Source organism: Amycolatopsis sp. NPDC000009, assembly GCF_055563465.1.
This window is the reverse complement of the sequence record NZ_JBVHDI010000002.1, coordinates 141,423-166,242: the sequence shown is the minus strand read 5'-3', so window position 1 is coordinate 166,242 and position 24,820 is coordinate 141,423. Positions and strand designations below refer to the sequence as shown.

Genomic DNA, 24,820 nt, shown 5'->3' with positions numbered 1-24,820 from the left:
TGGACCGCATTCAGAGGACTAAATGCGGCGGAGCGGGGGCCTGGACCTCGTACATGTCCCGCACCAGTTCCCGGATGACGTTGCGGCGGATCTTCCCGGTCGCCGTCTTCGGCAGTTCGCCCAGCTCGACGATGCCCCGCGGCCGTTTGAACGACGCCAGCCCGGCCCGGCAGAACTCGATCAGCTCGTCCGCGTCCAGTCTTCCGCCGGGCACGCCGACCACGCACGCGACCGGTTTCTCGATGCCGTCGGCGTCGAAGGCGGCCACCACCGCGACCTCGGCGACCGCCGGATGTTGCAGCAGCCTGTCCTCGACCTCGGCGGGCGACACCCAGATCCCGCCCGGTTTCAGCATGTCGTTGAAGCGTCCGAGGCAGGTGTAGCTCCCGTCGGCGTTGCGCACGAAGCTGTCGCCCGTCCGCAGCCACTCACCCTGGAAGACGTGCTTCGTCGTCTCGTACCGCGCCCAGTACCCCGTCGCGATCGAGGGCCCGGCGACGAACAGTTCACCGGGCTGCCCGTCCGGCACCGGCTCGCCCTGTTCGTCGCGCAGCGCGATCTCGTAGCCCGGCACCGGCATCCCGGTGCTGCCGGGCCGGACCTGCCGCGGCCGGTTGGACAGGAAGATGTGCAACGCCTCGGTCGAGCCGATCCCGTCCAGGATTTCGACGCCGAAGCGGTCGCGGAACCGTTCGAACAGCACGGCGGGCAGCGGCTCGCCCGCCGAAACCGCTTGGCGCACCGAAGAGAACGTGTCGTCGGGGATGTCGCTGGCGAGCAGCGCCGCGTAGAACGTCGGGACGGCGAAGAACAACGTCGGTCGCTCCGCGCGGACCCTGGCGGCGATCAGCCCCGGGGTCGGCCGCGCCGGTTCGAGCAAGGTCGTACCACCGGCCGCGAGCGGGAAGAACGCCGAATTCCCCAAGCCGTAAGCGAAGAACAGCTTCGGGACGGACAGGAACCGGTCGTTCGGCCCGATGTCCAGCACGCCGCGCGCGTACGTTTCGCAGACCGCGCGGATACTCGCGTGCCGATGCATCGCGCCCTTCGGCTTGCCCGTCGTTCCCGACGTGTACAGCCAGAGCGCGGGCGAATCCTCCCAGGTCGGCGCCGGTTCGAAACCGTCTTCGTCCACTGTGGACAGCCAGCCCCACTCGTGCGCGCGGACCCCGGACGGCAGTTCGGCCGCCTTGGCCCTGTCCAGCACGACGTCGGTGACCTCCGGCGCCAGCCCCAGCGCGACCGTCGCCTGCGCGGCGAACTCGCCCGAAACACACAGCACCCTGGCCCGCGAATCCGCGAGCAGCTTGCCCAGATCCAGCCCGGTGACCATGGTGGACACCGGCACCGCGACCGCTCCGGCCAGCATCGCGCCGAGGATCCCGGTGAGCAGTTCGACGTCGTCGACCATGCAGAACAGGACCCGCTCCTCCGGGCGGACGCCGATCGCCTTCAGCCCCGCCGCGACCCGGCGGCTTTCGGCCGCCAGCTCCACGTACGTGAGACTTCGCCTCGGGGAAACGACGGCGTCCTTCGCCCCGCGCCCTTCCGCCAGATGCCGGTCGAGCAGGTAGCTCGCCGCGTTGAACCCGGTAGCAGCAGCGGTCACGGGCGCACCTCTATCGCTCAGCTCAGGTAAACGTATTCGTAGTCGAACGGTTTCCCATTGATGCCCTGGCGTGGCGGCGCCACCCAGCTCGCGATCTTTCCTCGCTCGTACACCGGGTGCATCAGCGATCGGACGAAGGTCAGGTCTTCGGGAGTGGGCAGCCACCTGCGTTTGCCGGCCAGCCAGGTCCGCTCGTCGACAACGGTGCCGTCGGGCGTCACATGGTGGCCGGAGTTTATGCCGACTTCGCGATTGAATCCAGGGTGCGGGAGGACGAATCGGAAGTCGACGCCCGCCTCGTCCAGGATCTTGTTCCAGCGGTTGACGCCGGTCTGGCAGTCGGCCCGGTACTCCTCCCGCAGGTCGAGGTTCAGCAGCAGGATGGCCGCGAGTTCCTCGGTCTCCCAGGTGCCGTCGGCCCTCGGCCGGGACAGCGATCCGGCGGCGTCGGTGAGTTTGTGGTCGTCCTTGCGGCGGGTCTCCTGCCAGCGGCCTTTCAGCCCGGCGGTGTAGTAGTTCGCCGCGTTGGTCGACGTCTCGCCGCCGAACAGGTCGAGCGAGACGGTGTAGTGGAAGTTGAGGTAACGCTGGATGACCTCCAGCGGGATCCCGCCGTGCCCGGCGATGTCGAAGGTGTCGTGCTCGCGGATCAGTTCGGCGCTGCGGGTGACCACCCGGTCGACCCCCGTGGTGCCGACGAACATGTGGTGCGCCTCTTCCTTGAGCATGAATTCACAAGTGCGGGAAAGCGGGTCGAAGCCGCTTTCCTTGAGGGTGCCGAGCTGATATTTGCCATCTCGATCGGTGAAATAGGTGAACATGTAGAACGCGAGCCAATCCGCGGTCTCCTCGTTGAAGGCGCCGAGGATGCGGGGCGCGTCCGGGCTTCCGGAGTTCCGGAGCAGCAGTCCTTCCGCTTCGTCCCGGCCTTCGCGGCCGAAGTAGGCGTGCAGCAGATACACCATCGCCCACAGATGGCGGCCTTCTTCGACGTTGACCTGGAAGAGGTTCCGCAGGTCGTAGAGGCTCGGCGCGGTGAGGCCCAGCAGTTTCTGCTGCTCGACCGACGCGGGTTCGGTGTCACCCTGGATGACGATGAGCCGCTGCAGGTCGGCGCGGTATTCGCCGGGCACCTGCTGCCAGGCGGGCTCGCCCTTGTGCTCGCCGAAGCCGATCACCCGGTCCGGATCCGGCTCCGCGAGGAAGATCCCCCACCGGTAGTCGGGCACGTCGACGTGGTCGAAATGCGCCCAGCCGTCCCGGCCGACGCTGACCGCGGTCCGCAGGTAGACCCCTTGCGTCCGCAGCGCGGGGCCCATTTCACCCCACCAGTCCAGGAATTTCGGCTGCCAGCCCTCCAGCGCCCGCTGGAGGCGCCGATCACCGGAGAGATCGACGTTGTTGGGGATCTTGGCGTCGTAATCGATCTTGGTGGGCATGAGCTGTTCAAACCCGCTTCCTGTCGAAGACGGCCTTCTGACCGGTACCGTAGCGACGCAGCGCGCCCTCGGGGCCCGACGCGTTCGGACGAGTGAAGATCCAGTTCTGCCAGGCGGCGAGCCTGCCGAAGATCTTGCTTTCCAGTGTCTCGGGGCCGACGAACCGGTGGTTCGCCTCCATTCCGGTCAAGGCGTCCGGGCTGAGCGAAGCCCGTCCTTCCAGCGCGATCCGGATCTCGTCCTCCCAGTCGAGGTCGTCCGGGGCGTCGGTGACCAGGCCGAGTTCGTTCGCCTCCGCCGGGCTCAGCGCCTTGCCACGCACCTCCGCGAGCCTCGCGACGTGGTCCGGGTCGCCGAAGAACCGGGATTCGAGGCGGGTCAGGCCGTTGCCCATCGGGAAGCGGCCGAAGTTGGCTTCGGACAACGTGATGGACGCTCGTTCTTCACTGTCTTCGTCGTCGATCGGCGGACCGTCCAAGATGTACTGCCGGTCCGCGGCGAGCGCGAGTTCCAGCAGGAGCCCGGCGTAGCAACTGCCAGGCTCGACCAGGGCGATCAGGCTGCGGCTGGTGACGTCCAGCCGCTTCAGCGTCCGCTTGAAGTAGTGGACGATTTCGTTGCTCGGACAGTCTTTCGCGTCGAACACGGCGCGTTCGTGTTCGAGGACCTTCGCCGGATCGCCTTCGGTGCGAAGCACCCACGTGCCGAGTTCGGGTTCGTTGGTGCGCAGGCGGAGGATCGCGTCGTCCAGTTCGCGGGTGACGTCCAGCAGCCAGCCGTCGTCGTCCTCCGGCCCCTTGACGGTGATCGTCGCTTCGGCCTTGCCTCGGGCGATGTCGACATAACGATGTTGGAGCGGCTTCAGTTCGACGCCTTCGCCGTCGAGCCGCTCGCTGGTCCGCGCGAACTCCCTCGCCCTGGCCAGCACGGCTTCGCGGAAACCCTGCCGCGGCACGAGCTCGTCGACGAGCCGCCAGTCGACGGCGGTCCGACCCTTCACCCCGTCGGGGCGGGTGGCGAAGACGTCGGCGAGGTCCCGCCGCACTCCGCGTTTGTCGACCACCCGGGTGAGCCCGCCGGTGCCGGGCAGGACGCCGAGGAGCGGCACCTCCGGCAGTGCGACCGTCGAGGAGTTGTCGTCGACCAGCAGGATCTTTTCGCAGGCGAGCGCGATCTCGTAGCCGCCGCCGGCGCAGGTGCCGTTGACCGCCGCGACGTAGACCTGCCCGGAGTGCGCGGCAGCGTCCTCCATGGCGTTGCGGGTCTCATTGGTGAATTTGCAGAAGTTCACCTTCCACTCGTGCGACGACGAAGCCAGCATGCGGATGTTCGCGCCGGCACAGAAGACGTTGTCCTTCGCGCTGGTCACGACGACCACGCGGACCTCGGGATGTTCGAACCGCAGCCGCTGCGTCGCGTCGTACAACTCGATGTCGACGCCGAGGTCGTACGAGTTGAGCTTGAGCTCGTAACCCGGTACGAGCCCGCCGTCCGCGTCGACATCGAGTTCGAGCCACGCGACATCGCCGTCGGTGGTCAGGTTCCAGTGCCGGTAGCCGCTGGGATGACGTTCGAACGTCACCGATGTGGTCCGCGTCACCCTTCCGATTGTCTACATGGCACTGATCAGCGTCAATGTTATGTAGAAAGTTGGTCACGGAGCAGATCGAGGAAACGAACCCAGTCGGCACCCTTGCGAATGACCGACGACAGGGCACCTACCAGCAGATAAACGTCGGCGACCGTGCAGTCCGGCCGAAGGTGACCGGCGGCCTGATCGCGGGCGATGATCTCGGCGACCACCGTTTCGAGGCGCTCGCGCGCCGAACCGCGCGGTTCACTCCCCGGCCGCCCGCGGGCCGAGTCGATGGCGGCGGTGAGGCCGCGATCGCCCGCCAGCACCTCGCCGACATACCGGAGATAGCGCTCCAGGCCGGAATCGTCGCCGAAACAATGCGCCCTGGCGTACTGCTCGATCTCCGCGAACCGGTGCTCCGCCGCCGCCTCGACCAGCGCCTGGCGATCCGGGAAGTGCCGGTACACGGTCCCCACGCCGACACCGGCCGCGCGGGCGATCTCCGGCATCTGCACGTCGTCCCCGCGTTCGGCGAACAACGCGCGCGCGGCGTCGATCACCCGTGCCCGGTTGCGTTCCGCGTCCGCTCGCGGCTTGGTTGACAACCCGCCTCCCTCGCGTTTAAGTGGAAACGGAGTCCGTTTCCGATTGAAGGGCAGCATAACATGTCGAAGGACCGTTTTCTCCTGCTCGAACCCGGCGAGGCCCGGCCCGGCCGGGTGCCGCTCCCGCCCGCGTTCAGAGTCAAGGCGATGACCGAGGACACCGAGACGAGGTTCTCGCTGATCGAGGTCACCCTCGCCATGGACATCCCGCGGCACGTGCACCACGAGGCCGACGAGTGCATCTACGTCCTCGAAGGCGAACTCGGGATCGATTTCGACGACGAAAGCCATGTCGCGGCGAAGGGCACTTTCGTCCTGCTGCCGCGAGGCGTCCCCCATGCCTTGCGCCGCGTCTCCGAGCCGCCTCGGGTCTTGCAGATCTCATCTCCCGGCGGCTGGGAGCACTACCTGGAAGACCTGTTCGAAGCGGGGCCCGCCGTCCTCACCGACGGCGCGATCGACCCGGCGAAGATCAACCGGGTCGCCGCGCCTCACCACATCACGTATGGGAGCCAACCGCCGCGGGGACGCGGTTGAGCTTCGTCGCCGCCCAGACCACGAATGCCCACAGCAGCACCGCGGCCGCCGTGTCCGTGTAGATCGTGGCGAACCAGAAGGCCGGGATCTGCGGCACGGCGACCAGGAAGTGGCCGAGGCTCGCGAGGCCGGACAGGGAGAAGACCATCAGGAAGGCGAGCGCCCGCCAGTAACGTCCGCGCAGATAGTCGCGGTAGCCGAGCACGCCGAAGACGGTGAAGAGGACGTACGCGACGACGACCAAGGTCGCGGCCATGCCCACCGAGACCCCCTCGACCTGCGGATAGTCCGCCGCCCTGATCACGTTGTGCGCGTAGTGCAGCGTAGTGGAGAGCAGCGTGAAGGCGAGGATCAGCCGTAACGCGGTGAGTCCCCGGTCTTGAAGAGTTGCCATGTTCGCCCCCTTTGCGACTTGATAGATCGCTCTAGCGAGAGCGTAACGCACGGTCCGAGGGAGGTGAAGGGGCCTTTCGTCCCGTGCGCTGACCGACTGTGTGGATTTTGGTGCGTTGAATGACCCGAAACCCACACAGTCACCAGAGAGAGCAAGGGACCTTTGCTACCGCTGGCGAGGTCGGGGCGTGAGGGTGTGCGGAAACAGAGACATTGAGCGTCCCTATTTCCACACACCCCTCACCCCGCGTAGCGACGCTGACCGACGGTGCGGACGCTGGACGACACCACCCCGCGAGGCGACCGGGGAGCAAGGGACCTTTGCTACCACCCTGCACCGGCCTCGCCGCCGAGCGCAGGTTGCGAAAGCCACTTTCGCAACCTTCAACGTTGCGAAAGTGGCTTTCGCAACGCGTGCAGCCGATCGGAAGCGTGCCCCGAAAAGCGGTGCCGCATCACGAAAGCAGGCCACCGCGCCCGGAATTGTCGGTGGGTGCGCGTAGAGAAGGAGGAGTGCCCGAAGCGACCGTGCCCCTGATCGGGGTCGAGAACCTCAAGATGCCCGAATGGGCCACGGTCGACGAGACCGTGGCCTCGGCGGGGATGGTCAAGGCCATCCGCACGCTCCCGTCCGCCGTGGCCATCGTGCTGCGGCTGGCCTGGCGGACGTCGCCGCGGCTGACCCTGCTCGCCGGCGTCGTCCACCTCCTTTCCGGCTGTGTCACGGCGTTCGGCCTGCTGGCCACGGCGAACGTGTTCATCGCGCTGCTGGAGAACGGGCCGACGCCGGAAAGGGTGCTGCAATCGCTGCCCGCACTGCTGGTCGTCGTCGGCACATATGCCTTGCGCGCGCTGCTCGACACGGCGGTGGCCGCGGTCGAGGGCGCGCTCCGGCCGCGAGTCGTGACGTCGGCGGGCGACGAGGTCACCGCCGCGATGGTCCGCGTCCGGCTGCTGGCCTTCGAGGACGCGGATTTCCGGGAGCTGGCGAGGCAGGGCGCGCGGTACGGGGTCCGGTCGATCGAGATGAGCCTGCGCTGGCTCGCGGATCTGACGTCGGCGCTGATCTCGCTGGTCGCCGCGCTGGTGGCGGCGGGCCTGCTCGACCCGTGGCTCGCGCCGGTGCTGCTGCTCGCGGCGGTGGCCGACGGCTGGGCGGCGGCGAAGGTCGCGAAGCTGAACTACCGGCACTATCTCGACACCGTCGCCCGCAACATCCGGAAGGGGATCGTCGAGGAGGTGGCCACGTGGCGCCAGTTCGCGCTCGAACGGCACGCCCTCACCCTCCAGGAACCCTTGCTCGGGGAGTACCGGCGGATCACCGACAGCCTGATGCGCGAAGAGGTCCGGCTCGCGCATCGCAGCAACATGGTCCGCCTCACCGGACGCGCGGCGGCCGGAGTGGGCACCGCGATCGCGTATCTGGTGCTCGGCCTCCTGCTCTACACCGGCCGGATGGAGCTCGCCCTCGCCGGGACGGCCGCGCTCGCCATGCGGACGGCGTCGAACTCGCTGTCCATCACGATGCACGCGGTGAACTCCCTGTACGAGGAGTCGTTCTACATCGCCTACTTCCACCGGCTGCTGGTGGAATCGAAGAAACGCGGCCCGGTGAAGGACGGGGTCGCCGCTCCGCCGGATCCGGCGGAGATCCGGCTGGAGAACGTCGGCTTCACCTATCCCGGTCAGGAGAACCCCGCGCTGCGCGAGGTTTCGCTGACCATCCGGCGCGGCGAGGTGGTCGCCCTCGTCGGGGAGAACGGTTCGGGCAAGACCACGCTGGGCAAGCTGCTCACCGGGCTCTTTCCGCCGTCGGAGGGAAAGGTGTACTGGGACGACGTCGATCTCGCGGCCGCCGACCACGAGTCGGTGCACGCCAGCATCGCCGTGATCGCCCAGGATCCCGCCGAATGGCCGATGACCGCGGAGCACAACGTGACCGTCGGCAGGCTCGGCAGGGTAGATCCGGAGCGCGCCGCGTGGCACGACGCGATCACCTCCTCCGGCGCCGACGAAGTGATCGATTCCTTGCCCGCCAAGGAGAAAACGGTGCTGTCCAAGAAGTTCGACGACGGGCAGGACCTTTCGGGCGGGCAGTGGCAGCGGATGGGCATCGCCCGCGGGATCTACCGCGACGCCGCCGTCCTGGTCGCCGACGAGCCGACGGCGGCCCTCGACGCGAAGGCCGAGGCCCGGGTCTTCGCGGGGCTGAGGCACGCGAGCGTTTCCGGGGCGGGCAGGCGCACGACGATCCTGGTGACCCATCGGCTGGCCAACATCCGCTCCGCGGACCGGATCCTCGTGCTGGAGAAGGGGCGGCTGATCGAGCAGGGCACGCACGCCGAACTCATCGAGGAAGGAGGCCTCTACCACGAGCTCTACGAAATCCAGGCTCGCGCGTATCGCGGCGAATGAGCGGGTAACCGGTGGACGGGAAGGACCCGATCCACCGGAGGGAACCATGTCCGACCAGGAAGACCGCGAAGCAGCCGACGGCCCGAGCCCGGCCGACGCGTCCGAAGAGGCCGTCCAGCTCAGCAGGCCCGACGGCGGCGAACCGGGCGACACCGAGCCGGAAGAGATCGCCGAGGACGAGGGCACGCGGCGAGCCGCCGGGCCGGAGAGCCAAGCCGTCCACATCGAGGAGGCGTAGCCGTTTTCGCCTTGGGCGGTCACACTGTCCTGATGCCGGAGAAGATCGCCGAAGTGAACGGCATCCAGCTGTGCCACGAGACGTTCGGCTCGCCGGACGGCAGGCCGTTGCTGATGATCATGGGCCTGGCGTCGCAGATGATCTGGTGGGACGACGAACTCTGCGAGAACCTCGCGGCCGAGGGGTTCTACGTCATCCGCTACGACAACCGGGACGCCGGCCGGTCCAGCCGGATGACCGGCCGGGCGAGCCTGCCGCTCGCGTACGCCCTGCGCACGGCGCCGTATTCCCTGGCGGACATGGCGGGCGACGCCGCCGGCCTGCTGACCGCGCTCGGCGTCGGGAGCGCGCACGTCGTGGGCGCGTCGATGGGCGGGATGGTCGCGCAGACGCTGGCCATCGAGTACCCGTCGCGGGTGCGGTCGCTGACGTCGATCATGTCGACCACCGGCAACCGGTTCGTCGGGCGGCCGAGCGCCAAGGCGATGGCGATGCTGCTGACGGCGCCCCCGCGCGGCCGTGCGGAGTACGTCGATTCGCTGGTGCGCACGTTCCGCGTCATCGGCTCGCCCGGCTACCCCTTCGACGAGGCGCGGATGCGTGAACGGGCGGAGCGTTCCTTCGATCGCGGCGTCAATCCCGGTGGGACCGCGCGACAGCTGGCGGCGATCGTTTCGAGCCGGGATCGCTTCCGCGCGTTGCGGAAACTCGACGTGCCCGCGCTCGTCGTGCACGGCTCGAAGGATCCGCTCGTCCACGTTTCCGGTGGCCGGGCGACGGCCCGCGCGCTGCGGGAGTCCGAAGTGGACATCGTCCCCGGGATGGGGCACGACCTCCCGCGCGCGATCTGGCCGCGGCTGACGCGCGGCCTGGTCCGGACGGCCGACCGCGCCGACGTCATCGAGGAGCACGGCAAGCATGGCGGTCGCGGGCGGCGTTCCGGTTCTCTTGAGAGGTAGCCGAAGGGGGCTTTCGCCTCTTGCTGGTGGCGCTGTGAAGGTCGAGTCGCCTCGCCCGTCAAGACCCGGCGAGCGTGATCGAGCCCAGATGCGAGAAATGCGCCGCCACCCGTGAACCCGGGCGCACGTCGACCGCGTCGGTCATCCCGCCGGTGAGCACGATCCAGCCGGGCTCCAGCGCGAGGCCTCGAGCGCCGAGGGTGTTGGCCGCCAGCGCCAGTGCTTCCGCCGGGTGTCCCTGCACGGCCGCGCCGGTGGCGGTGTCGACGATGGCGCCGTCGACCTCCACAAGCGCCGCCTCCAGCGAAAGATCCACTGTGGACGGTTCGACGCCGACCGGGCCGAGGGTGAAGTACGACGAGAAACCGTTGTCCGCCACGACGTCCGGCAGCTTGCCCCGATAGTCGCGGTAGCGGCTGTCGACGATCTCGATGCCGCCGTGGACCCGGCTCACCGCCGCCATCGCGGTCGCCGCGGTCACGCCGGGGCCCGCGAGTCGTTCCCCCAGCACGAAAACCAGCTCCGGCTCCGCACGCGGGTGGATCAGCGACGGCACCGGGACACCGGCGGGCAGCACCATCGCGTCGGTCAGCCACGCGAGCAACGGCGAGTCGATCCCCATCCGCCGCTGCATCGCCCGCGAGGTCAAGCCCAGCTTGACGCCGACCACCGTCTCGCCGCGCGCACGCCGAAGCCGCAACGCCTCGTCCTGGATCGCATAAGCGGTGCCGACGTCCAGATCCGGCCACGCGTCGGTCAGTGGTTCGCGTTCTTCCCCGGACAGCAGTGCTTCCGCCGCTTCCCGCACACCAAGGCTCACGGCCGTTCCTCCCCGGAGAACTTCGCGGTGACACTGCCGAGCCCCGCCATCGTCGCGACGACGGTGTCGCCGGGGCTCACCGGGATCGCGCGCGTCATCGAACCCGGCAGCACGACGTGCCCCGGTTCGAGCGCGACACCGAGCGGCCCGACCGTGTTCGCGAGCCACACCAGCGCGTTCACCGGCGAACCGAGCACCGCGCCGCCGGCCCCGGTGGCCGCGATCTCGCCGTTCTGGTGCAGGACACAACCCACCAGCCGCAGGTCGATGTCGCCGATCGCGGTCGGCCTGCTGCCGAGGACCACGCCGCCCGAAGACGCGTTGTCCGCGATCGTGTCGACGATGCTGATCTTCCAGTCCTGGATGCGGGAATCGACGATCTCCAGCGCCGGGACGACGAAGTCCACCGCACGCAGCGCGTCCGCCACCGTGACGCCGGGGCCGCGCAGCCGCGAGCCGAGCACGAACGCGATCTCCGGCTCGATCCTCGGCTGCAGGAAGCCGCCGATCGGGATCGGCTGGTGTTCGAGGTGGAACATCGAGGCGGTCAGGTGACCGTAGTCGGGCTGGTCGACGCCCATCTGCCGCTGCATGGCGGCGGACGCGAGACCGACCTTGTGCCCGCGCACCTCGTCGCCGCGTTCGGCCCAGTGGCGGACGAGCCGCTGCTGGATGCGGTACGCGTCCTCCAGGGTCGCGGCGGGATAGGACTCGATGAGGGGCGCGATCGGTTTCCCGGTCTCGTACGCGCTGAGCAGCGCGGCCGCGGCCTCCTGCAGCGTGCTGGCGTCCATGGGCTCCTTCCGACAGTCGGACTCTGCCCCGTCGCCGGTGCCCGCACAAGACGCCCGTTCCACTGGCCGGTACGAACAGATTAGGCCGAAAGGGTCTCGCGGGACCCCGATCATCACCTAGCCTGCTCCCATGTCCGATTGGGCGCTCTCACGGGCGAAGGCCAGGATCGACCGCCGCGAAGAGCTCGACGAGCTCACCGCGCGGATCCGCTACGAGGTGCGGGTGCACCTCAACGAGCCCACCGCGCACAACGCCTACGACGAACTGACCGACATCTTCGCCATCGGGCACGCGGAGTGTTCGGCGCTGCTGAAGCATCGTCGTGTCCTGCCGTTGTGGGAGCGGCTGCTGCTCCAGCGCTACACCCGCCGTCTCTACGGCAAGGCGGTCTCGGCGACCGTCGGTGACCTTCCCGCCGACGCGGGACCCGCGCCCGCGGCCGCGTTCGGCCCGGAGATCGCCTCCCTGACGCCGGATTCCGGTGACACCGGCGCGAAGTTCGACATGCAGGGCCGCGGCCTGGTCAACGTCTTCCGGATCGCCGCCGGACGGCATGGCGAGAGCTGGCCCGATCGCCACGACGTCGCGACGACGTCCGCGCGCAGCGTGCTCACCTGCTCCGCGGTCTTCCTGCGGCGCCGCGCCTGGCACGTCGTCTGGCCGGTGTACCGGGTGCGCGGCCTGCGGCTCTGGAAGCTCTAGGAATGCGCGGCCACCCGCCGTCGTTGGACCAGTCATGACCGATCGCGCCACCGAAATCCTCGCCGGATCGAAGACGATCGCCGTCGTGGGGCTGAGCCGCGATCCGGCCAAGGCCTCGCACGGGGTCGCCGCCGTGCTGCAGGCGCACGGGTTCCGGATCATCCCCGTCCATCCTTCGGCCGACGAGCTGCTCGGCGAGAAGGTGTACCGCTCGCTCACCGACATCCCCGAGCCGGTCGACCTGGTCGACGTCTTCCGGCCGTCCGAGGACACCCCGCCGATCGCCGAACAGGCGGTCGCGATCGGCGCGAAAGCACTCTGGCTTCAGCAGGGCATCGTCTCCGCCGAGTCCCGCCGGATCGCCGAAGAAGGCGGGCTGGCCTACGTCGAAGACCGCTGCACCGCCGTCGTCCGAGCGGTCGCGAATCTGTCTGTGCGTTAGAAACGCACTTCGCGCCGAACCCCCGCCACGATTTTCCGGTGGGGGTTCGTTCATATCCGTGAACAAAGAAATGACCTTTGAAGTCATACACCGATTCGGATCCGCCGAACGGATTGGTCCAAACCGGTGATCTTGACCAGAAGCCTCCGAACTGGGAAAACTTGTCCGGTCGTCAGTTTGTTAAGAAACCTTCCCAAGGGTCGGGCGAGCTGTTAACGTCCGAATCCGCTTAGCGGAAACAGGTGCCGGACAGCGGTACCCCGGTCCAACGGAGGGGCGAAGTGGGCACACCACGCGGCCTGGATTCCAGTGGCACACTCGAACGCGGGCTCGCGGTTCTCGAGCATGTCGGCCAGAACCAGGAGATTTCCACCAACGCGATCGCCCGGCAACTGGGTCTGTCCCGGAGCGCGGCGTACCGCATCGTCGGCACCCTCAAGAACCTCGAATACCTCGAAGCCGATCGCGCCACGGGCCGCGTGCGGCTCGGTACCCGGCTGGTCGAACTCGGCGCCCGCGCGATGGCGGCGACCGACCTCCACCGCTGCGCGCCGCGCTATCTCGCGTCGCTCGCCGAACGCAGCGGCGAGACGACGTATCTCGCCGTCCCCGACAACGACACGATGGTCTACGTCGCCACCGAACGCAGCGCCAACGCCGTCACCCTGGCCTGCCGACTCGGCACCCGCCGCCCGCAGCACGCGACGTCGCTGGGCAAGGCGTGGCTGGCGGCACTGCCCGAACAGGACCGCGTCGAACGCATCCGCCGGATGAAACTCGACAGCCTCACGCTCAAGACGATCAACGATCCGGTCCGGCTCCTCGACGACCTGGCCAGGACCAGCCGTCGTGGCTGGGCCGTGGACGACGTCGAGAACGAACCGGACGTGGGCTGCGTGGCCGCCGCCGTCCGCGACCACACCGGACGGCCGATCGCCGCGATCAGCATCGCGGGCCCCGCCGGCCGGGTGCTCCGCCGCACCGACGAACTGGGCGCGACGGTGGCGGGCACCGCGGCCGCGCTGTCGCTCCGGCTGGGTTACGTCCGCGCGCAAAGGGCCTGAGGTGGGCTGGCTCCAGGACTACCAGCCGGCGGGCGCGCTCTGGCCGTCCGCCGCGCTGGCGGCGCTGCCGATCATCGTGCTGCTGGTGACGCTGGGGGTCCTGCGCCGATCGGCGCATCTCTCGGCGGCGTTGGCACTGATCACCTCGCTGCTGGTCGCGGTACTGCTTTATCGCATGCCCGCCGGGCTCGCCTTCGATTCCGCGGCCATGGGTCTCGTGTTCGGGGTGTGGTCGGTGGCCTGGATCGCGTTCCACGCCGTGTACTTCCACAACGTGACCGTCGCGACGGGACGTTTCGACGACATCAAGGCGGTTCTCGCCGGATTCAGTGAGGACCGCCGCCTCCAGGCGACGGGCGATCGCGTTCGGTTTCGGCGCGCTGCTGGAAGGGATCGCGGGCGGCGGTTCGCCGATCGCGATCACCGCGGCGATGATGGCCGCGCTCGGTTTCCCGCCGGTGAAGGCGGTCGTGCTCGCGTTGCTGGCGAACACCGCGCCGGTCGCGTTCGGCGGCCTCGGCAATCCGCTGATCGTGCTGGGCAGGCTGACCGCGCCGATCCTCGGGATGAAACAGGAACAGGCGACGGAACTGTTCTCGTCGATGGTCGGCCGCCAGCTCCCGTTGCTGGCACTGATCGTCCCCGGTTTCCTGATCGTGGTCCTCGCGGGCTGGAAACGGATGATCGAGGTCTGGCCAGCCGTGCTGACGGCCGGGCTGTCGTTCGCGGCCATGCAGTTCGTCACCTCGAACTTCATCAGCCCGAGCCTCGTCGACGTCGTCGCCGCGCTCGCCGCGATGGCGTCGCTGTGGCTTCTGACGCGGTTCTGGCAGCCGTCGGCGGTTTGGCGTTTCGACGGCGAAGAACCGGTGAAAGCCAGTCTCTGCGCGGCGAAGGCCCGACGCGGCGCGCTGTACGCGTGGGCGCCGTACATCGTCCTGATCGCGGCGATCTTCCTTTCCCGGATCGGCACGATCTTCAAGAACCTGCCCGGATGGCTGGACCTGACGAAGCTGCTGCACAAGGCCGATTGGGTGTTCGCGTGGCCGGGGCTGCACAAGGAAGTCGTCCAGCACGCGCCGATCACACCGAAGGACACCCCGTACGCGGCGACGTTGACCGTCGATTTCCTTTACTCACCGGGAACGGTGGCCCTGATCGCGGCGATCGTGGCGGGTTTCCTGATGGGCGCGAAACCGCGGCTGCTGCTGGCGACCTACCGCCGGACCCTGCACCAGATGCGCTGGGCACTGGCGACGATCTTCATGATCCTCGCGATCGCGTTCGTCATGAACTACTCGGGCGCGACGCAGACCCTCGGTCTCGCGCTGGCGACCACCGGGGTGCTGTTCCCGTTGTTCTCCGCCTACATCGGCTGGCTGGGTGTCTTCCTCACCGGATCGGACGCGTCGACGAACAGTCTCTTCGGGCCGATGCAGGTGATTTCGGCACAGCAACTGCACGTCGACCCGATCCTCGCCGGTGCGACCAACACCTCCGGCGGCGTGATGGGCAAGATGATCTCGCCGCAGAACCTGTCCATCGGCGCCACCGCGATCGGACGCTCCGGGCAGGAGGGCGCACTGCTGCGGCAGACCTTCCTGTGGTCGGTCGTGCTGACCGCCGTGGTCGGGGGTATCGCGTTGTTGCAGGCGACCGTGCTGGACTTCATGATCCCCGGTCGTTGAGCCGGATCAGGCCCGCTTCGGCCGGCCCGACGGCCGTGCCGATGCCGGCATCCACGAAATGATCATTCCGCGCCAACCGTTCGAAGGTCTCCGAGAATGTCCACAATGGTCACCCGTTCTTAACCCGCGACTGCTCTGGATGGATGAACGCCAGGTTCGTTCAGCGGAATGGGAACTACCGTTGTCCTCATGCCCATGACGCTGATCAAAGGTACGTTCCAGCTTGTCGGAGCCTCACCGGACGGCGATTCGGTACGGTTCTATCCCGAAGATCCCCAGGCGACCAAGAAGGCGGGCCTGAAGGTCCGGCTCAATTCGCGGGGCGGGATGCAGCTGCGGCTCGACGCGATCGACGCGCTCGAAACGCATTACCAGACCAGGGGAACCGGCGGGATGTGGCATCAGCCCGCGGAATTCGCGGACGCCGCCGCGGCGAACCTGCTGAAGGCCCTCGGTTTCAAGACGGTCGAACGCGATGAACGGGGAACGGTCACTTCGTCGACGCCGGTCAAGGTACCCGGTCACATACTGACGCGATTCGCCGACAAATACGGACGGGCGGTCGCGTTCGCCTTTCCCGGACAACGGCCGGGACGGTCGGCGGACCTTTCCAAGGTCCATCTCGACGTCAAAACTCTGAAGAACTCCGCGAACTACCGGCAGGTCGCGGACGGACTGGTCTACCCGACGTTCTATTCGCTGCTCTACCCCGACCTGCGTGACGCCTTGGCCGAAGCGGCGGTCAAAGCGCGCGACAACGGGCTCGGGCTGTGGCCCCGGGACGTCACGAACTCCGGGTTCAAGCTCTCGTCGCGGCGGCAACTGGCCGACGAACTGGTGATCCTGCCGAAACTGTTCCGCAGGCTCGTCGACTACCTCGCGCTCGACGAAAGCGGTGGGGTCTCGCTGAGCGGCTTCTCCGACTTCCTCGATTCCCGCAACGACCGTCTGTTCACCGTCCCGGACGGGCACGCCACGGAATTCGAGACCTTGGTGAGCGTGAAGCGGCAGACCGTGAACCTGACGATCGAGCCGGAGAGGATCGTCTTCATCGAGGCATGAGCCATCGTGTCGGCAAAAAGACCGTACCTCCCTCCCCCTCCGGCGTGCTCATCTGAAAGGTGGGAGAGGGAGCCGATGCAAGGACACGGTTCGCGACGGCCGGAGGAGGCCGGCGGGCGGATGGAGACAGCCTCGAAGCTCGTCGACGCCGTCCGCGTCCTGGTCGTGCGCTACTGCCGGGCGCGGATCGGCCGCCGTTCGGGCACCTACGACATCGCCGACGCCGTCGCGGGCGACAGCTGCCGCGAGATCATCGCCGGCGCGGCGGGCGCACCCGCGCTCCTCACGTTCGCCTACGACGTCATGCGCGGCCTGGTGGACGACTTCCACCGGACCACCGCCGAACTGCCGAACCCGCTTTCGGGACTGCCTGGCCAGCAACGCGAGATCATGGTGTTGCGGTCGCTCGTCGGGCTTTCCGCCGACGACACCGCGCTGGCCCTCGGCTGCTCCGTCCAGGCCGTCCGGCTGGGGCAGCACCGGGCGCTGAGCGCCCTGCGCCCCGCGCCCGCCTGACGCGTTTCGTCCTCTGAACGCGGTGGTTCGCACCACGCACTACCGCATCCAGAGGACTAAACGCGGGGGGTGCACTCCGCGGCCCGGTTCAGCAGCAGGGTGCGCTCGCGGTCGTTCCCGGTCATCTCGGCCGCGCGCTCGAACTCGGCGCGGGCCTCGTCGAGGCGGCCGAGCTTCGACAGGAAGTCGCCGCGCACACTCGGCAGCAGGTGGTACGACTTCAGCGCGGGCTCCGACAGCAGCTTGTCGACGACTTCGAGCCCCGCCTCCGGCCCGACGGCCATCGACAGCGCCACGGCCCGGTTCAGCTCGATCACCGGCGACGGGTTCAGCTTCCCGAGCCCTTCGTACAGGACGGCGATCCGCGCCCAGTCGGTCTCGTCGCCCGCTCGCGCCCGCGCGTGACAGGCGGCGATGGCGGCCTGCGCCGCGTAGACGCCGAAAGCGCCGTCCGCGAGCGACTCGGCGAGCTCCAGCGCGGCCAGACCGCGGCCGATCAGGAGCCGGTTCCATTTCGTCCGGTCCTGATCCATCAGCAGCACGGGTTCGCCGTTCGGCCCGACGCGCGCGGCGGACCGCGACGCCTGGATCTCCATCAGCGCGACGAGCCCGTGCACCTCGGGTTCCTTCGGCATCAGCCCGGCCAGGATCCGGCCGAGCCGCAGCGCCTCTTCGCACAGCGCCGGGCGCATCCAGTCTTCGCCGGCCGTCGCCGAATAGCCCTCGTTGAAGATCAGGTAGATGACCTCGAGCACCGAGGACAGGCGCGCGACCCGGTCCTGGCCCTCGGGCACCTCGAACGGCACCTTGGCGTCGCCGAGAGTCTTCTTCGCCCGGACGATCCGCTGCGCGATGGCGGTCTCCTTGGCGAGGAACGCCCGCGCGATCTCGTGCGTCTGGAGCCCGCCGATCATCTTCAGCGTCAGCGCCACCCTGGCCTCGGTCGAAAGCACCGGGTGACAGGCGGTGAACACCAGCCGCAGCAGATCGTCCTCGATATGGTCGTCGAGCCCCGCGGTGAAGTCGGGATCCTCCTCGAACTCCAGCTCGCGGCCGATCTCGCCGAGCTTCTTCTCGTACCGCTCGTTGCGCCGGAAGGTGTCGACGGCGCGGCGTTTCGCCGTGGTCATGAGCCAGGCGCCCGGATTCCTCGGGACGCCCGACTCAGGCCACTGTTCGAGCGCGGCGACCAGCGCGTCCTGCGCCAGTTCCTCCGCGAGTCCGACATCTCGCGTCATCCGCGCGAGGCCGGCGATGAGGCGGGCCGATTCGATCCGCCACACCGCGTCGATCGCCGAACGGGGGTCTGCTGTTGCCGTCACGCCGACCAATCAACATCGTCGGCGCGACGACCGCAACCACTAGTTCCCCCCGGCCTGCTCCCGCAGGCGCTGCTCACGCTCGACGATCTCCGGGGTCGCGTTGTCGAAGTCCTCCATCTCCGCGATCCGGCGGATCTCGATCTCGCCCTCGCGGAACGGCGCGCGCTTCATCCATTCGACGACCTCGGCCCGGTCCTTCACCTGCAGGATCCAGAAACCCGCGATGAGTTCCTTGCTCTCGGCGAAGGGCCCGTCGACGACCCTGGCCTCGGTGTCGCCGGAGTACTGGATGCGGAATCCCTCGGCGCTGGGCAGCAGGCCTTCACCCGCGAGCATGACGCCGGCCTTCACCAGCTCCTCGTTGAACTTCCCCATCTCCTGCAGATCCTCGGCGCTCGGCTGCGCACCGGCCACGTCCGACTTCTCGTCGCTCTTGACAATCACCATGAACCGCATCTGAGGTCTCCGTTCCCGGCGGGGCTCGTCCCTGCCACATCTACGCGTCGATCGGGCGGCCCTGGTTTCGACACGGTCCCCGAACTTTTTTCCGCGGTCATTCGAGCAGCCGGAAAACCGCAGGTCAAGCGCTCATGAGATAATGACCCCTCGTGGCCGCACTCCCCGAAACCCTTCGCTCCGCCCTCGACGAAGAGCTGGGCAAGTACCCGCAGAACAGGCTGACGCAGTCCGTCGAGCGGCTCAGCACGCGCTACCGCGAGAACAATCCGGCGAGCGCGCCCATCCTCTCTTCCGACGTCGACATCGCGGCGTACGCGGGCTACCGGATGCCGGCCACGTACGCGGCCGTACACGCCGTTCTCACCGAAGCCGCCCTCCGCAGTCCCGGGTTCGCTCCGCGGACACAGATCGACGTCGGCGGCGGGACCGGTGCCGCGATCTGGGCGGCGGCCGGCGTGTGGCCGTCGCTGGAGGAGAGCACCGTCGTCGAGCAGGTCCCGGGCGCGATCGCGCTGGGGCGGCGGCTGGCGGAGCACGGCGGGGACAAGGCCGTCCGGGGCTCGACCTGGCGGCGTGGTCTGATCGACCCGGCCGCGCCCGCGCCCGAGGCCGACCTGGTGACGCTCTCCTATGTCCTGGGCGAGCTGCCCGAAGCCCGCCGGGCCGACGCCGTCGGCTGGCTGTCGGCCAAGGCCGGGATGCTCGTCCTGATCGAGCCCGGCACCCCGGCCGGCTACGAACGGATCGTCGAAGCGCGTGATCAGCTCGTCGGGCTCGGGCTCTCCCTGGTCGCACCCTGTCCGCACGAGGGCGCGTGCCCGATCCCGCGCGGCGAGGACTGGTGCCATTTCGCCGCGCGGCTCCCGCGCACCGGCCTGCACCGCCAGCTCAAGTCCGGCACGCTCGGCTTCGAGGACGAGAAGTTCTCCTACGTCGTCGCGTCGCGCACGGCGCCGGAACGCGCCGAAGCCCGCATCCTGCGGCATCCGGCCAAACGCAAGGGCATGGTCGGCCTCTCCCTCTGCGCCGGGGCGGGGCTCACCGAAACGATCGTCACCAAACGGCACGGCACGGTCTACCGCGCGGCCCGCGACGCCGAATGGGGCGACGCCTGGCCTCCTCAGTCCACAGTGGACTGACGAGTTCGCCGCGCCAGATCGCCGACGGCGGCGAGCAACGCGCCGAGCGCCGGATTGTCGTTGCTCCGCCGCCACATCAGTTCGAGTTCGACCGGGCGGTTCTCCACACCGTCCACCGGACGGAGCACCACCCCCTCGAAGCGCAGCGTGGCGGCCGCCGCCGGAACCAGCGCGACCCCGAGTTCCGCCTTCACCAGCGCGAGGACCGTATGCACCTGACAGGGGTATTGCGTGTATTCCGGCAGCACCCGGGCAGCGCGGAACACCGCCACGAGCAGGTCGTGGAAATAGCGGCCCTCCGACGGCGAATACATGATGAACGGCTCGCCGTCGAAGTCGCGGACGTCGGGATTCTTCTTGCGTCGCGCCAACGGATGCGCCGACGGCAACGCCGCCAGCAGCGGCTCCCGCCACAGCGGCAGCGTCAGGACGTCGGCTCCGGTGACCGGCGGCCGGATCATGCCGAGATCGATGCCGCCCGCCAGCAGCTCCTCCACCTGCGCCGCCGTCACCATCTCCCGGAGCACGAGATCGACACCGGGCACCTCGGCGTTCGCCACGGCGATGACGCGTTCGAGGTACGAGTACGCCGCCGTGGCGGTGAAACCGAGTGTGACGACCCCCGCCTCCCCCTTCTTCGCCCGCCGGGCGTACAGCGTCGCCTCCTGTGCCGAACGCAGGATCTTCCTTGCCTCGGCGAGAAAAACCCGTCCGGCGGGGGTCAGCCGGACGGCGCGATGCGTCCGGTCGAAAAGCTCGACCCCCAGTTCGCGCTCCAGCAACTGGATCCGCCTGCTCAACGGCGGCTGGGTCATCGAGAGCCGCTCCGCCGCCCGGCCGTAGTGCAGTTCCTCGGCCACCGCGACGAAACTCACCAGCTGCTCCAGGGAAAACACCCAGCCAGTCTAGGTATCACCGGGGGACGGACAAGCGCCGAACCGGTATCGTTCAGCGCGGGATTTCCACTGTGCGGTCGACGATCCCGGCCGCCACGGACAGGATCTTGCGATTGTTGCTCCGCGCGTGGGCGCGCAATACGCCGAACGCGTCGTCCACCGAAACCCGGAGCCGTTCGGCGAGAACGCCCTTCGCCTGCTCGATGATCACCCTGCTGTTCAACGCCGTCTGGAGCTGCGCGGTGACGATCTCCTGCCGCTGCCACATCCGGTGATGCTGGATGCCGATCGTCGCGACGTCCGCGAGCGCTTGCCCCAGGCACGTTCCGGCGGCATCGAGCGAAGCGGGGCTCGTGCCGAACAGGTTCAGCGCACCGATCACTTCGTCACGAAGCCGCATCGGCAAGGCGTACACGGAACGGAATCCGGCGTTTTCCGCCTCCCGGGAGAACTTCGGCCAGCGCTTGCCCACCTTCGCCAGATCCGGGCAGTCCACCGGCTCGGCGTCCCGGTGGCAGTCCAGCCCCGGCCCCTCCGATTTCCGCAGCTGGAACAATTCGAGCAGACGGGTCTTTTCATCGGACGCGGCGACCATGGTGAGCGTGCCGCGCGCGTCGGCGAGCACCAGCCCGGCGGCACCGACCCCGAGCAGTTCGACGCAACTGCAAGCGAACAGATCGAGGAACTCGACGAGGTCGAAGTCGTCGACGAGGGTGTCCGCCAACTGGACGAAGGTCTCCCGCAAGCCGGCCGTCAGGTCGGTCATCGTCTCCGCTGTCTCCTCGGGCTCACGTCCGTCATGGTCCGGACCGGAACGTGACCCGGCGAAGCACCACGTCCCTGGCCACCTCGTCGAGCTTCCGGTCGTTGGCGTAGGCGAAGGCGCGCAAGCGCGCGAGCGCGTCCGCGAGCCCGATGCCGAGCTGGACCGACACCATCCCCGCGGCCTGATGCACCCGGTCGCGTCGGCCGGTGAATCCGCGATCGATCAATCCGGCCGGCCCCGGCCCGCCGGCGTCGGTCTCGGCGATGGCGAGGGCGATCACCGCTTCGGCGCAGACGAGTGCTTGCGCCCGGCGTTCCCTCGACGGAGCCCCGGCGAATTCGCGATAGCAGCCGACAACGCCCACTTCGACCGCACCGGCCCGGATCGGCACCGCGACGATCGATTTCACGCTTCGGCCGATCGCCTCGGGCGCGAACATCGGCCATCGGAGTGATGCCTCCGAACTGGTCACATCGGTTACGACGACGAGCATACCGCCGCGCACGACTTCCACCGTGGGACCTTCGCCCAAGGTGAACTGCAGATCTTCCAATTCGCGACTGCGTTCGTCGGTGGCGAAGACCGGCTCGGCGAGACCTCCGCCGAGGGTGAGCGCGAGTCCGACACCCGCGGCGTCGAGGACCTCTCCGCACAGGACGCAGGCGTGTTCGATCGAGACCGGTGAATCGTTTTCCGAAGCGAGAAAACACATCTTCGCCCAGATCGAAGCGGCGCGATCACGCCGTCGAATCCCCATGGCGCGCCTCCCGGTGCTGCCCGGTATCGGACGGGACCGCCGGGAGCAAAGGCGAACGGCACGTACGACTTGCCCGCACCACGACCATCCTCCCACGTTTTCCGTGACGAATCGCCCGGCATCAATGGTCCGTTCGGCCGGTTCCGGCTCACCGGTCCGCGCCTAGGGTGGAATCCGAGACCGCTTGTCCCGGCCCCCGGCAGCGGAACTCGACGGCGAGCTCTGGAGGGGCCATGTGCGTTCGCATTCTCGAAACCCGTGCCAAACGGGAGAATCCGTTTTTCCGGCTGCTGATCCGCATTCAGCTCAAAGCGTCCTGGCGCTGAGCGCAGGCGCGCAGCCTGCTGATCGCGCGGTGTTTGGTCACCCGCACCCGTGACGACGTCGTCCCGAGCGCGGCCGCGGTCTCGTCCGACGTCAGCTCGCCGATCACCCGCATGCCCAGCACCTCCCGGTGGGAGGTCGGCAGCGTCCGCATCAGCCTGCCGAGCCGGATACCGAGATCGGTCCGCAGGGCGCGCTGCTCGGGTTCCTCCGCGGCGCCCGCCGGACGTTCGGGGAGCTCGCCGGTCAGCACCTGCTTGCTCCGCGCGGCCTTCCGGAAGACGTCGGCGACCTTGTTCGCCGCGATGGCGCGCAGGAGGAACAGGAAGGAGCCGCCGCGGCGGCCGTAAGCGGGGACCGCGACGAAGACCGCGAGGCAGATCTCCTGTGCCACGTCGGCCGGTTCGAGATAGGTCAGCTCATGGCCGCCGAGGCGGGTTTCGGCGTACTGCCGCGCCCACGGCACGAGTGCGGCCATGAGTTCGTCCATGGCGTGCGGCTCGGCGTCCACCGCCGCCCTGGCCAGCCCGTCCCAGCAGGCGGGGGATATCCACGTCTCACCGCCGCCGGTTCTTCGCATCGGAAACTCGTCGCTCATGTCCCGCTCCCCACGGATGAGAAAACCCGGCCGCCGGGGTCCAGGACGGAACCCGGCCAACGGTAGCCGAGGAATCCGGCCACCTCAATCGACGAAAGGCCCGCGACAAATTGTCCGGCCCAGCCGAAAATCGGACAGATTCCCACCAGTGGTCTGGACATCTCCGCGTCCGGCGACGTAACTTCCCGTGCTGAGACCCCTCGCCAAGGTCACGCCAAGGCCGGGAACGCGCCCCCGGCCGACATCCGCAAGCACCGCCGCGGCGCGTCCACGCTCCGCGGCGGGATTCCGCCGAGGAGTGAACTGTGCGCATCCGCAAGAAGATCCGGCGCGTCTTGACCGTGTTGGCGGTCGCCCTTCCCCTGGTCACCGGAGTATCGGCGCTTTCGGCACCCACCGCGGTCGCCGCGGGCCCCGATCCGCTGCCGCTGACCGTCACCAACAACTCGAACCGCTCCGAGGCGGTCCACCTGTACGTGCTCGGCACGAACCTCAACACCGGGAAACTCGGCTACGTCAACGCCGGCGGCACCTTCACGCCGTGGCCGCCGGGCGCGAACCCGCCGAGCCCCGCGCCGGACGTCTCGATCGCGGGCCCCGGCAACGGCGGCTCGACCACGCTGCGGATCCCGCGGATGCTCTCGGGCCGGGTCTACATGTCGTTCGGGCAGAAGATCAAGTTCTTCCTGACCCCGGACGGCCTGGTGCAGCCCGCGCCGTGGGCCGACGGTGACCCGAACCGCGACATCCTGTTCGACTGGAGCGAATTCACCTACGACAACAGTGGGCTGTTCATCAACAGCTCGCAGGTCGACATGTTCAGCGTGCCGCACGCCGTCGGGCTCACCAACGGGGCGGGGACGAACAAGGAGGCCGGACGGCTCAAGGCGGGTGGCCGCGAAGCCATCTTCAACGCCGTCCAAGGACAGTCCGGATTCTCGAACCTGGTGTACAACCGGCTGCGGGTACTCGCTCCCGGCAAGGGGCTCGACACCGGCAAGTTCAGCGGGACCTACCTCGACGGCTACGTCACGAGCGCCTGGAACACCTACAAGTCGACACCGCTGACCGTTGTCCCGTTCGAAGCCGAACCCGGCAAGAAGTTCACCGGCCGGACCGGCGGGGACGACGTCCTGCGCTTCACCGACACCTCGGGCGCCACGGTGGCTTCGTTCACCAAGCCGAGCACCCGCGACGTCTTCAACTGCGACGGACGGCTGCACGCGCCGAACGACCAGGTCGTCGGGCCGATCGCGCGGACACTGTGCGCGGCGCTGCACCGGTCGACCCTCGGCACCCTGCACACGCAGCCGACGTACGACGCGGGCCAGTTCTACAAGCAGGCCGTGACCGACCACTACTCGCGGATCGTGCACGAGCAGATGGTCGACGGGAAGGCGTACGGGTTCGCGTTCGACGACGTCGGGCACTTCGAGTCGCTGGTGCACGACGGGGACCCGCGGACCGCGCGGATCGTTCTGACCGCGTTCTAGGAGCCGGGGTGAAGGGGCTTCTCCTGCATCGGATGCCGGGAAGGCCCCTTCACCGCGGGGGGGTGGTACCGCTGGGTGCCTGGTGGGTGCCTGGTGCCGCTGGTGCTGGCTGGTGCTGGTGCTGGTCGCGGGCAGCGACGGGGCGGCCCACGCCGGGCTCGATGTTGCGAAAGTGGCTTTCGCAACCCTCAACGTTGCGAAAGTGG

24 protein-coding genes and 1 pseudogene are annotated in these 24,820 nt (G+C 68.5%); 12 read left to right on the top strand and 13 right to left on the bottom strand.

The features are described 5' to 3' along the window. Window positions 1-10 precede the first annotated feature (10 nt). Genes ACZ3HL_RS06810 through ACZ3HL_RS06795 form a run of 4 tightly spaced genes read right to left on the bottom strand, consistent with a single transcriptional unit; the run spans window position 11 to window position 5,229 of the window. Window positions 11-1,609, bottom strand: a complete 1,599-nt coding sequence (locus ACZ3HL_RS06810) for a benzoate-CoA ligase family protein (RefSeq protein WP_465529347.1) — start codon at window positions 1,607-1,609, stop codon at window positions 11-13. A 17-nt stretch (window positions 1,610-1,626) separates the two neighbouring features. Beyond that, the gene (gene boxB, locus ACZ3HL_RS06805; RefSeq protein ID WP_465410677.1) at window positions 1,627-3,048 is read right to left on the bottom strand and encodes a benzoyl-CoA 2,3-epoxidase subunit BoxB; all 1,422 of its coding nucleotides are present in this window, start codon (window positions 3,046-3,048) and stop codon (window positions 1,627-1,629) included. Between the two features lie 7 nt (window positions 3,049-3,055). Further along, the gene (boxC, locus tag ACZ3HL_RS06800) at window positions 3,056-4,648 is read right to left on the bottom strand and encodes a 2,3-epoxybenzoyl-CoA dihydrolase (protein WP_465529345.1); all 1,593 of its coding nucleotides are present in this window, start codon (window positions 4,646-4,648) and stop codon (window positions 3,056-3,058) included. A 38-nt stretch (window positions 4,649-4,686) separates the two neighbouring features. Then, on the bottom strand, window positions 4,687-5,229 hold the full coding sequence (locus ACZ3HL_RS06795; RefSeq protein WP_465529343.1) for a TetR/AcrR family transcriptional regulator: 543 nt from the start codon (window positions 5,227-5,229) through the stop codon (window positions 4,687-4,689). A 60-nt stretch (window positions 5,230-5,289) separates the two neighbouring features. Here ACZ3HL_RS06795 and ACZ3HL_RS06790 point away from each other — a divergent pair, with 60 nt between their 5' ends. Continuing rightward, window positions 5,290-5,766, top strand: a complete 477-nt coding sequence (locus ACZ3HL_RS06790) for a cupin domain-containing protein (RefSeq protein ID WP_465529341.1) — start codon at window positions 5,290-5,292, stop codon at window positions 5,764-5,766. Here ACZ3HL_RS06790 and ACZ3HL_RS06785 read toward each other — a convergent pair. After that, window positions 5,729-6,160, bottom strand: a complete 432-nt coding sequence (locus tag ACZ3HL_RS06785; protein WP_465529339.1) for a hypothetical protein — start codon at window positions 6,158-6,160, stop codon at window positions 5,729-5,731. The two genes, ACZ3HL_RS06790 and ACZ3HL_RS06785, sit on opposite strands and share 38 nt — an antisense overlap. A gap of 512 nt (window positions 6,161-6,672) precedes the next feature. Here ACZ3HL_RS06785 and ACZ3HL_RS06780 point away from each other — a divergent pair. Genes ACZ3HL_RS06780 through ACZ3HL_RS06770 form a run of 3 tightly spaced genes read left to right on the top strand, consistent with a single transcriptional unit; the run spans window position 6,673 to window position 9,771 of the window. Next, window positions 6,673-8,574, top strand: coding sequence for an ABC transporter ATP-binding protein (locus ACZ3HL_RS06780; RefSeq protein WP_465529337.1), 1,902 nt, complete (start codon window positions 6,673-6,675; stop codon window positions 8,572-8,574). A 46-nt stretch (window positions 8,575-8,620) separates the two neighbouring features. Continuing rightward, entirely contained in the window at window positions 8,621-8,812 is a 192-nt protein-coding gene (locus ACZ3HL_RS06775) for a hypothetical protein (RefSeq protein ID WP_465410666.1), read from the top strand. A 32-nt stretch (window positions 8,813-8,844) separates the two neighbouring features. Continuing rightward, a complete protein-coding gene (locus ACZ3HL_RS06770) occupies window positions 8,845-9,771 on the top strand; it encodes an alpha/beta fold hydrolase (RefSeq protein WP_465529335.1) in 927 nt (308 codons plus the stop codon). A 58-nt stretch (window positions 9,772-9,829) separates the two neighbouring features. On the opposite strand, the gene ACZ3HL_RS06765 is transcribed toward ACZ3HL_RS06770, so the two are convergent. Continuing rightward, window positions 9,830-10,591 carry a 2-keto-4-pentenoate hydratase gene (locus ACZ3HL_RS06765; protein WP_465529333.1) on the bottom strand — a complete coding sequence of 254 codons (762 nt, stop codon included), beginning with the start codon at window positions 10,589-10,591 and terminating at the stop codon, window positions 9,830-9,832. Continuing rightward, window positions 10,588-11,385, bottom strand: a complete 798-nt coding sequence (locus ACZ3HL_RS06760) for a 2-keto-4-pentenoate hydratase (protein ID WP_410648071.1) — start codon at window positions 11,383-11,385, stop codon at window positions 10,588-10,590. Before ACZ3HL_RS06760 ends, ACZ3HL_RS06765 begins: the two co-directional genes overlap by 4 nt. Window positions 11,386-11,515: 130 nt before the next feature. Between ACZ3HL_RS06760 and ACZ3HL_RS06755 the strand changes: the two genes are divergently transcribed. From ACZ3HL_RS06755 to ACZ3HL_RS06730, 6 genes and pseudogenes are all read left to right on the top strand, one after another. Further along, the gene (locus ACZ3HL_RS06755; protein WP_465529331.1) at window positions 11,516-12,088 is read left to right on the top strand and encodes a hypothetical protein; all 573 of its coding nucleotides are present in this window, start codon (window positions 11,516-11,518) and stop codon (window positions 12,086-12,088) included. Window positions 12,089-12,122: 34 nt separating this feature from the next. Beyond that, entirely contained in the window at window positions 12,123-12,530 is a 408-nt protein-coding gene (locus ACZ3HL_RS06750; protein WP_125782248.1) for a CoA-binding protein, read from the top strand. Window positions 12,531-12,811: 281 nt separating this feature from the next. After that, window positions 12,812-13,594: an IclR family transcriptional regulator gene (locus ACZ3HL_RS06745; RefSeq protein ID WP_465410659.1), complete on the top strand. Its 783-nt coding sequence runs from the start codon at window positions 12,812-12,814 to the stop codon at window positions 13,592-13,594. A 1-nt stretch (window position 13,595) separates the two neighbouring features. Then, window positions 13,596-15,282, top strand: a pseudogene (locus ACZ3HL_RS06740) (L-lactate permease). Between the two features lie 189 nt (window positions 15,283-15,471). Further along, window positions 15,472-16,344, top strand: a complete 873-nt coding sequence (locus tag ACZ3HL_RS06735) for a nuclease (protein WP_465529328.1) — start codon at window positions 15,472-15,474, stop codon at window positions 16,342-16,344. Window positions 16,345-16,464: 120 nt separating this feature from the next. Then, window positions 16,465-16,860, top strand: coding sequence for a sigma factor-like helix-turn-helix DNA-binding protein (locus ACZ3HL_RS06730; protein WP_465410654.1), 396 nt, complete (start codon window positions 16,465-16,467; stop codon window positions 16,858-16,860). A gap of 56 nt (window positions 16,861-16,916) precedes the next feature. Here the strand turns inward: ACZ3HL_RS06730 and ACZ3HL_RS06725 are convergent, their stop codons facing one another. Both ACZ3HL_RS06725 and ACZ3HL_RS06720 read right to left on the bottom strand, forming a co-directional pair. Then, window positions 16,917-18,191, bottom strand: coding sequence for an RNA polymerase sigma factor (locus tag ACZ3HL_RS06725; RefSeq protein ID WP_465529326.1), 1,275 nt, complete (start codon window positions 18,189-18,191; stop codon window positions 16,917-16,919). A gap of 30 nt (window positions 18,192-18,221) precedes the next feature. After that, window positions 18,222-18,638 (bottom strand): YciI family protein, encoded by a 417-nt coding sequence (locus tag ACZ3HL_RS06720; protein WP_465529324.1) that lies wholly within the window; start codon window positions 18,636-18,638, stop codon window positions 18,222-18,224. Window positions 18,639-18,790: 152 nt separating this feature from the next. Here ACZ3HL_RS06720 and ACZ3HL_RS06715 point away from each other — a divergent pair, with 152 nt between their 5' ends. Further along, window positions 18,791-19,780 (top strand): small ribosomal subunit Rsm22 family protein, encoded by a 990-nt coding sequence (locus tag ACZ3HL_RS06715; protein WP_465529322.1) that lies wholly within the window; start codon window positions 18,791-18,793, stop codon window positions 19,778-19,780. Here ACZ3HL_RS06715 and ACZ3HL_RS06710 read toward each other — a convergent pair. From ACZ3HL_RS06710 to ACZ3HL_RS06695, 4 genes are all read right to left on the bottom strand, one after another. Next, window positions 19,762-20,676, bottom strand: a complete 915-nt coding sequence (locus tag ACZ3HL_RS06710) for a LysR substrate-binding domain-containing protein (RefSeq protein WP_465529320.1) — start codon at window positions 20,674-20,676, stop codon at window positions 19,762-19,764. The genes ACZ3HL_RS06715 and ACZ3HL_RS06710 overlap by 19 nt on opposite strands. A gap of 52 nt (window positions 20,677-20,728) precedes the next feature. Continuing rightward, window positions 20,729-21,442 (bottom strand): GAF and ANTAR domain-containing protein, encoded by a 714-nt coding sequence (locus ACZ3HL_RS06705; protein ID WP_465529318.1) that lies wholly within the window; start codon window positions 21,440-21,442, stop codon window positions 20,729-20,731. 31 nt (window positions 21,443-21,473) lie between these two features. Next, a complete protein-coding gene (locus ACZ3HL_RS06700) occupies window positions 21,474-22,199 on the bottom strand; it encodes a GAF and ANTAR domain-containing protein (protein ID WP_465529316.1) in 726 nt (241 codons plus the stop codon). A 301-nt stretch (window positions 22,200-22,500) separates the two neighbouring features. After that, a complete protein-coding gene (locus ACZ3HL_RS06695) occupies window positions 22,501-23,121 on the bottom strand; it encodes a sigma-70 family RNA polymerase sigma factor (RefSeq protein WP_465410640.1) in 621 nt (206 codons plus the stop codon). 305 nt (window positions 23,122-23,426) lie between these two features. Here ACZ3HL_RS06695 and ACZ3HL_RS06690 point away from each other — a divergent pair, with 305 nt between their 5' ends. Then, complete coding sequence (locus tag ACZ3HL_RS06690) at window positions 23,427-24,614, top strand: beta-1,3-glucanase family protein (protein ID WP_465529314.1); 1,188 nt, start codon at window positions 23,427-23,429, stop codon at window positions 24,612-24,614. The last annotated feature ends 206 nt before the right edge of the window (window positions 24,615-24,820 follow it).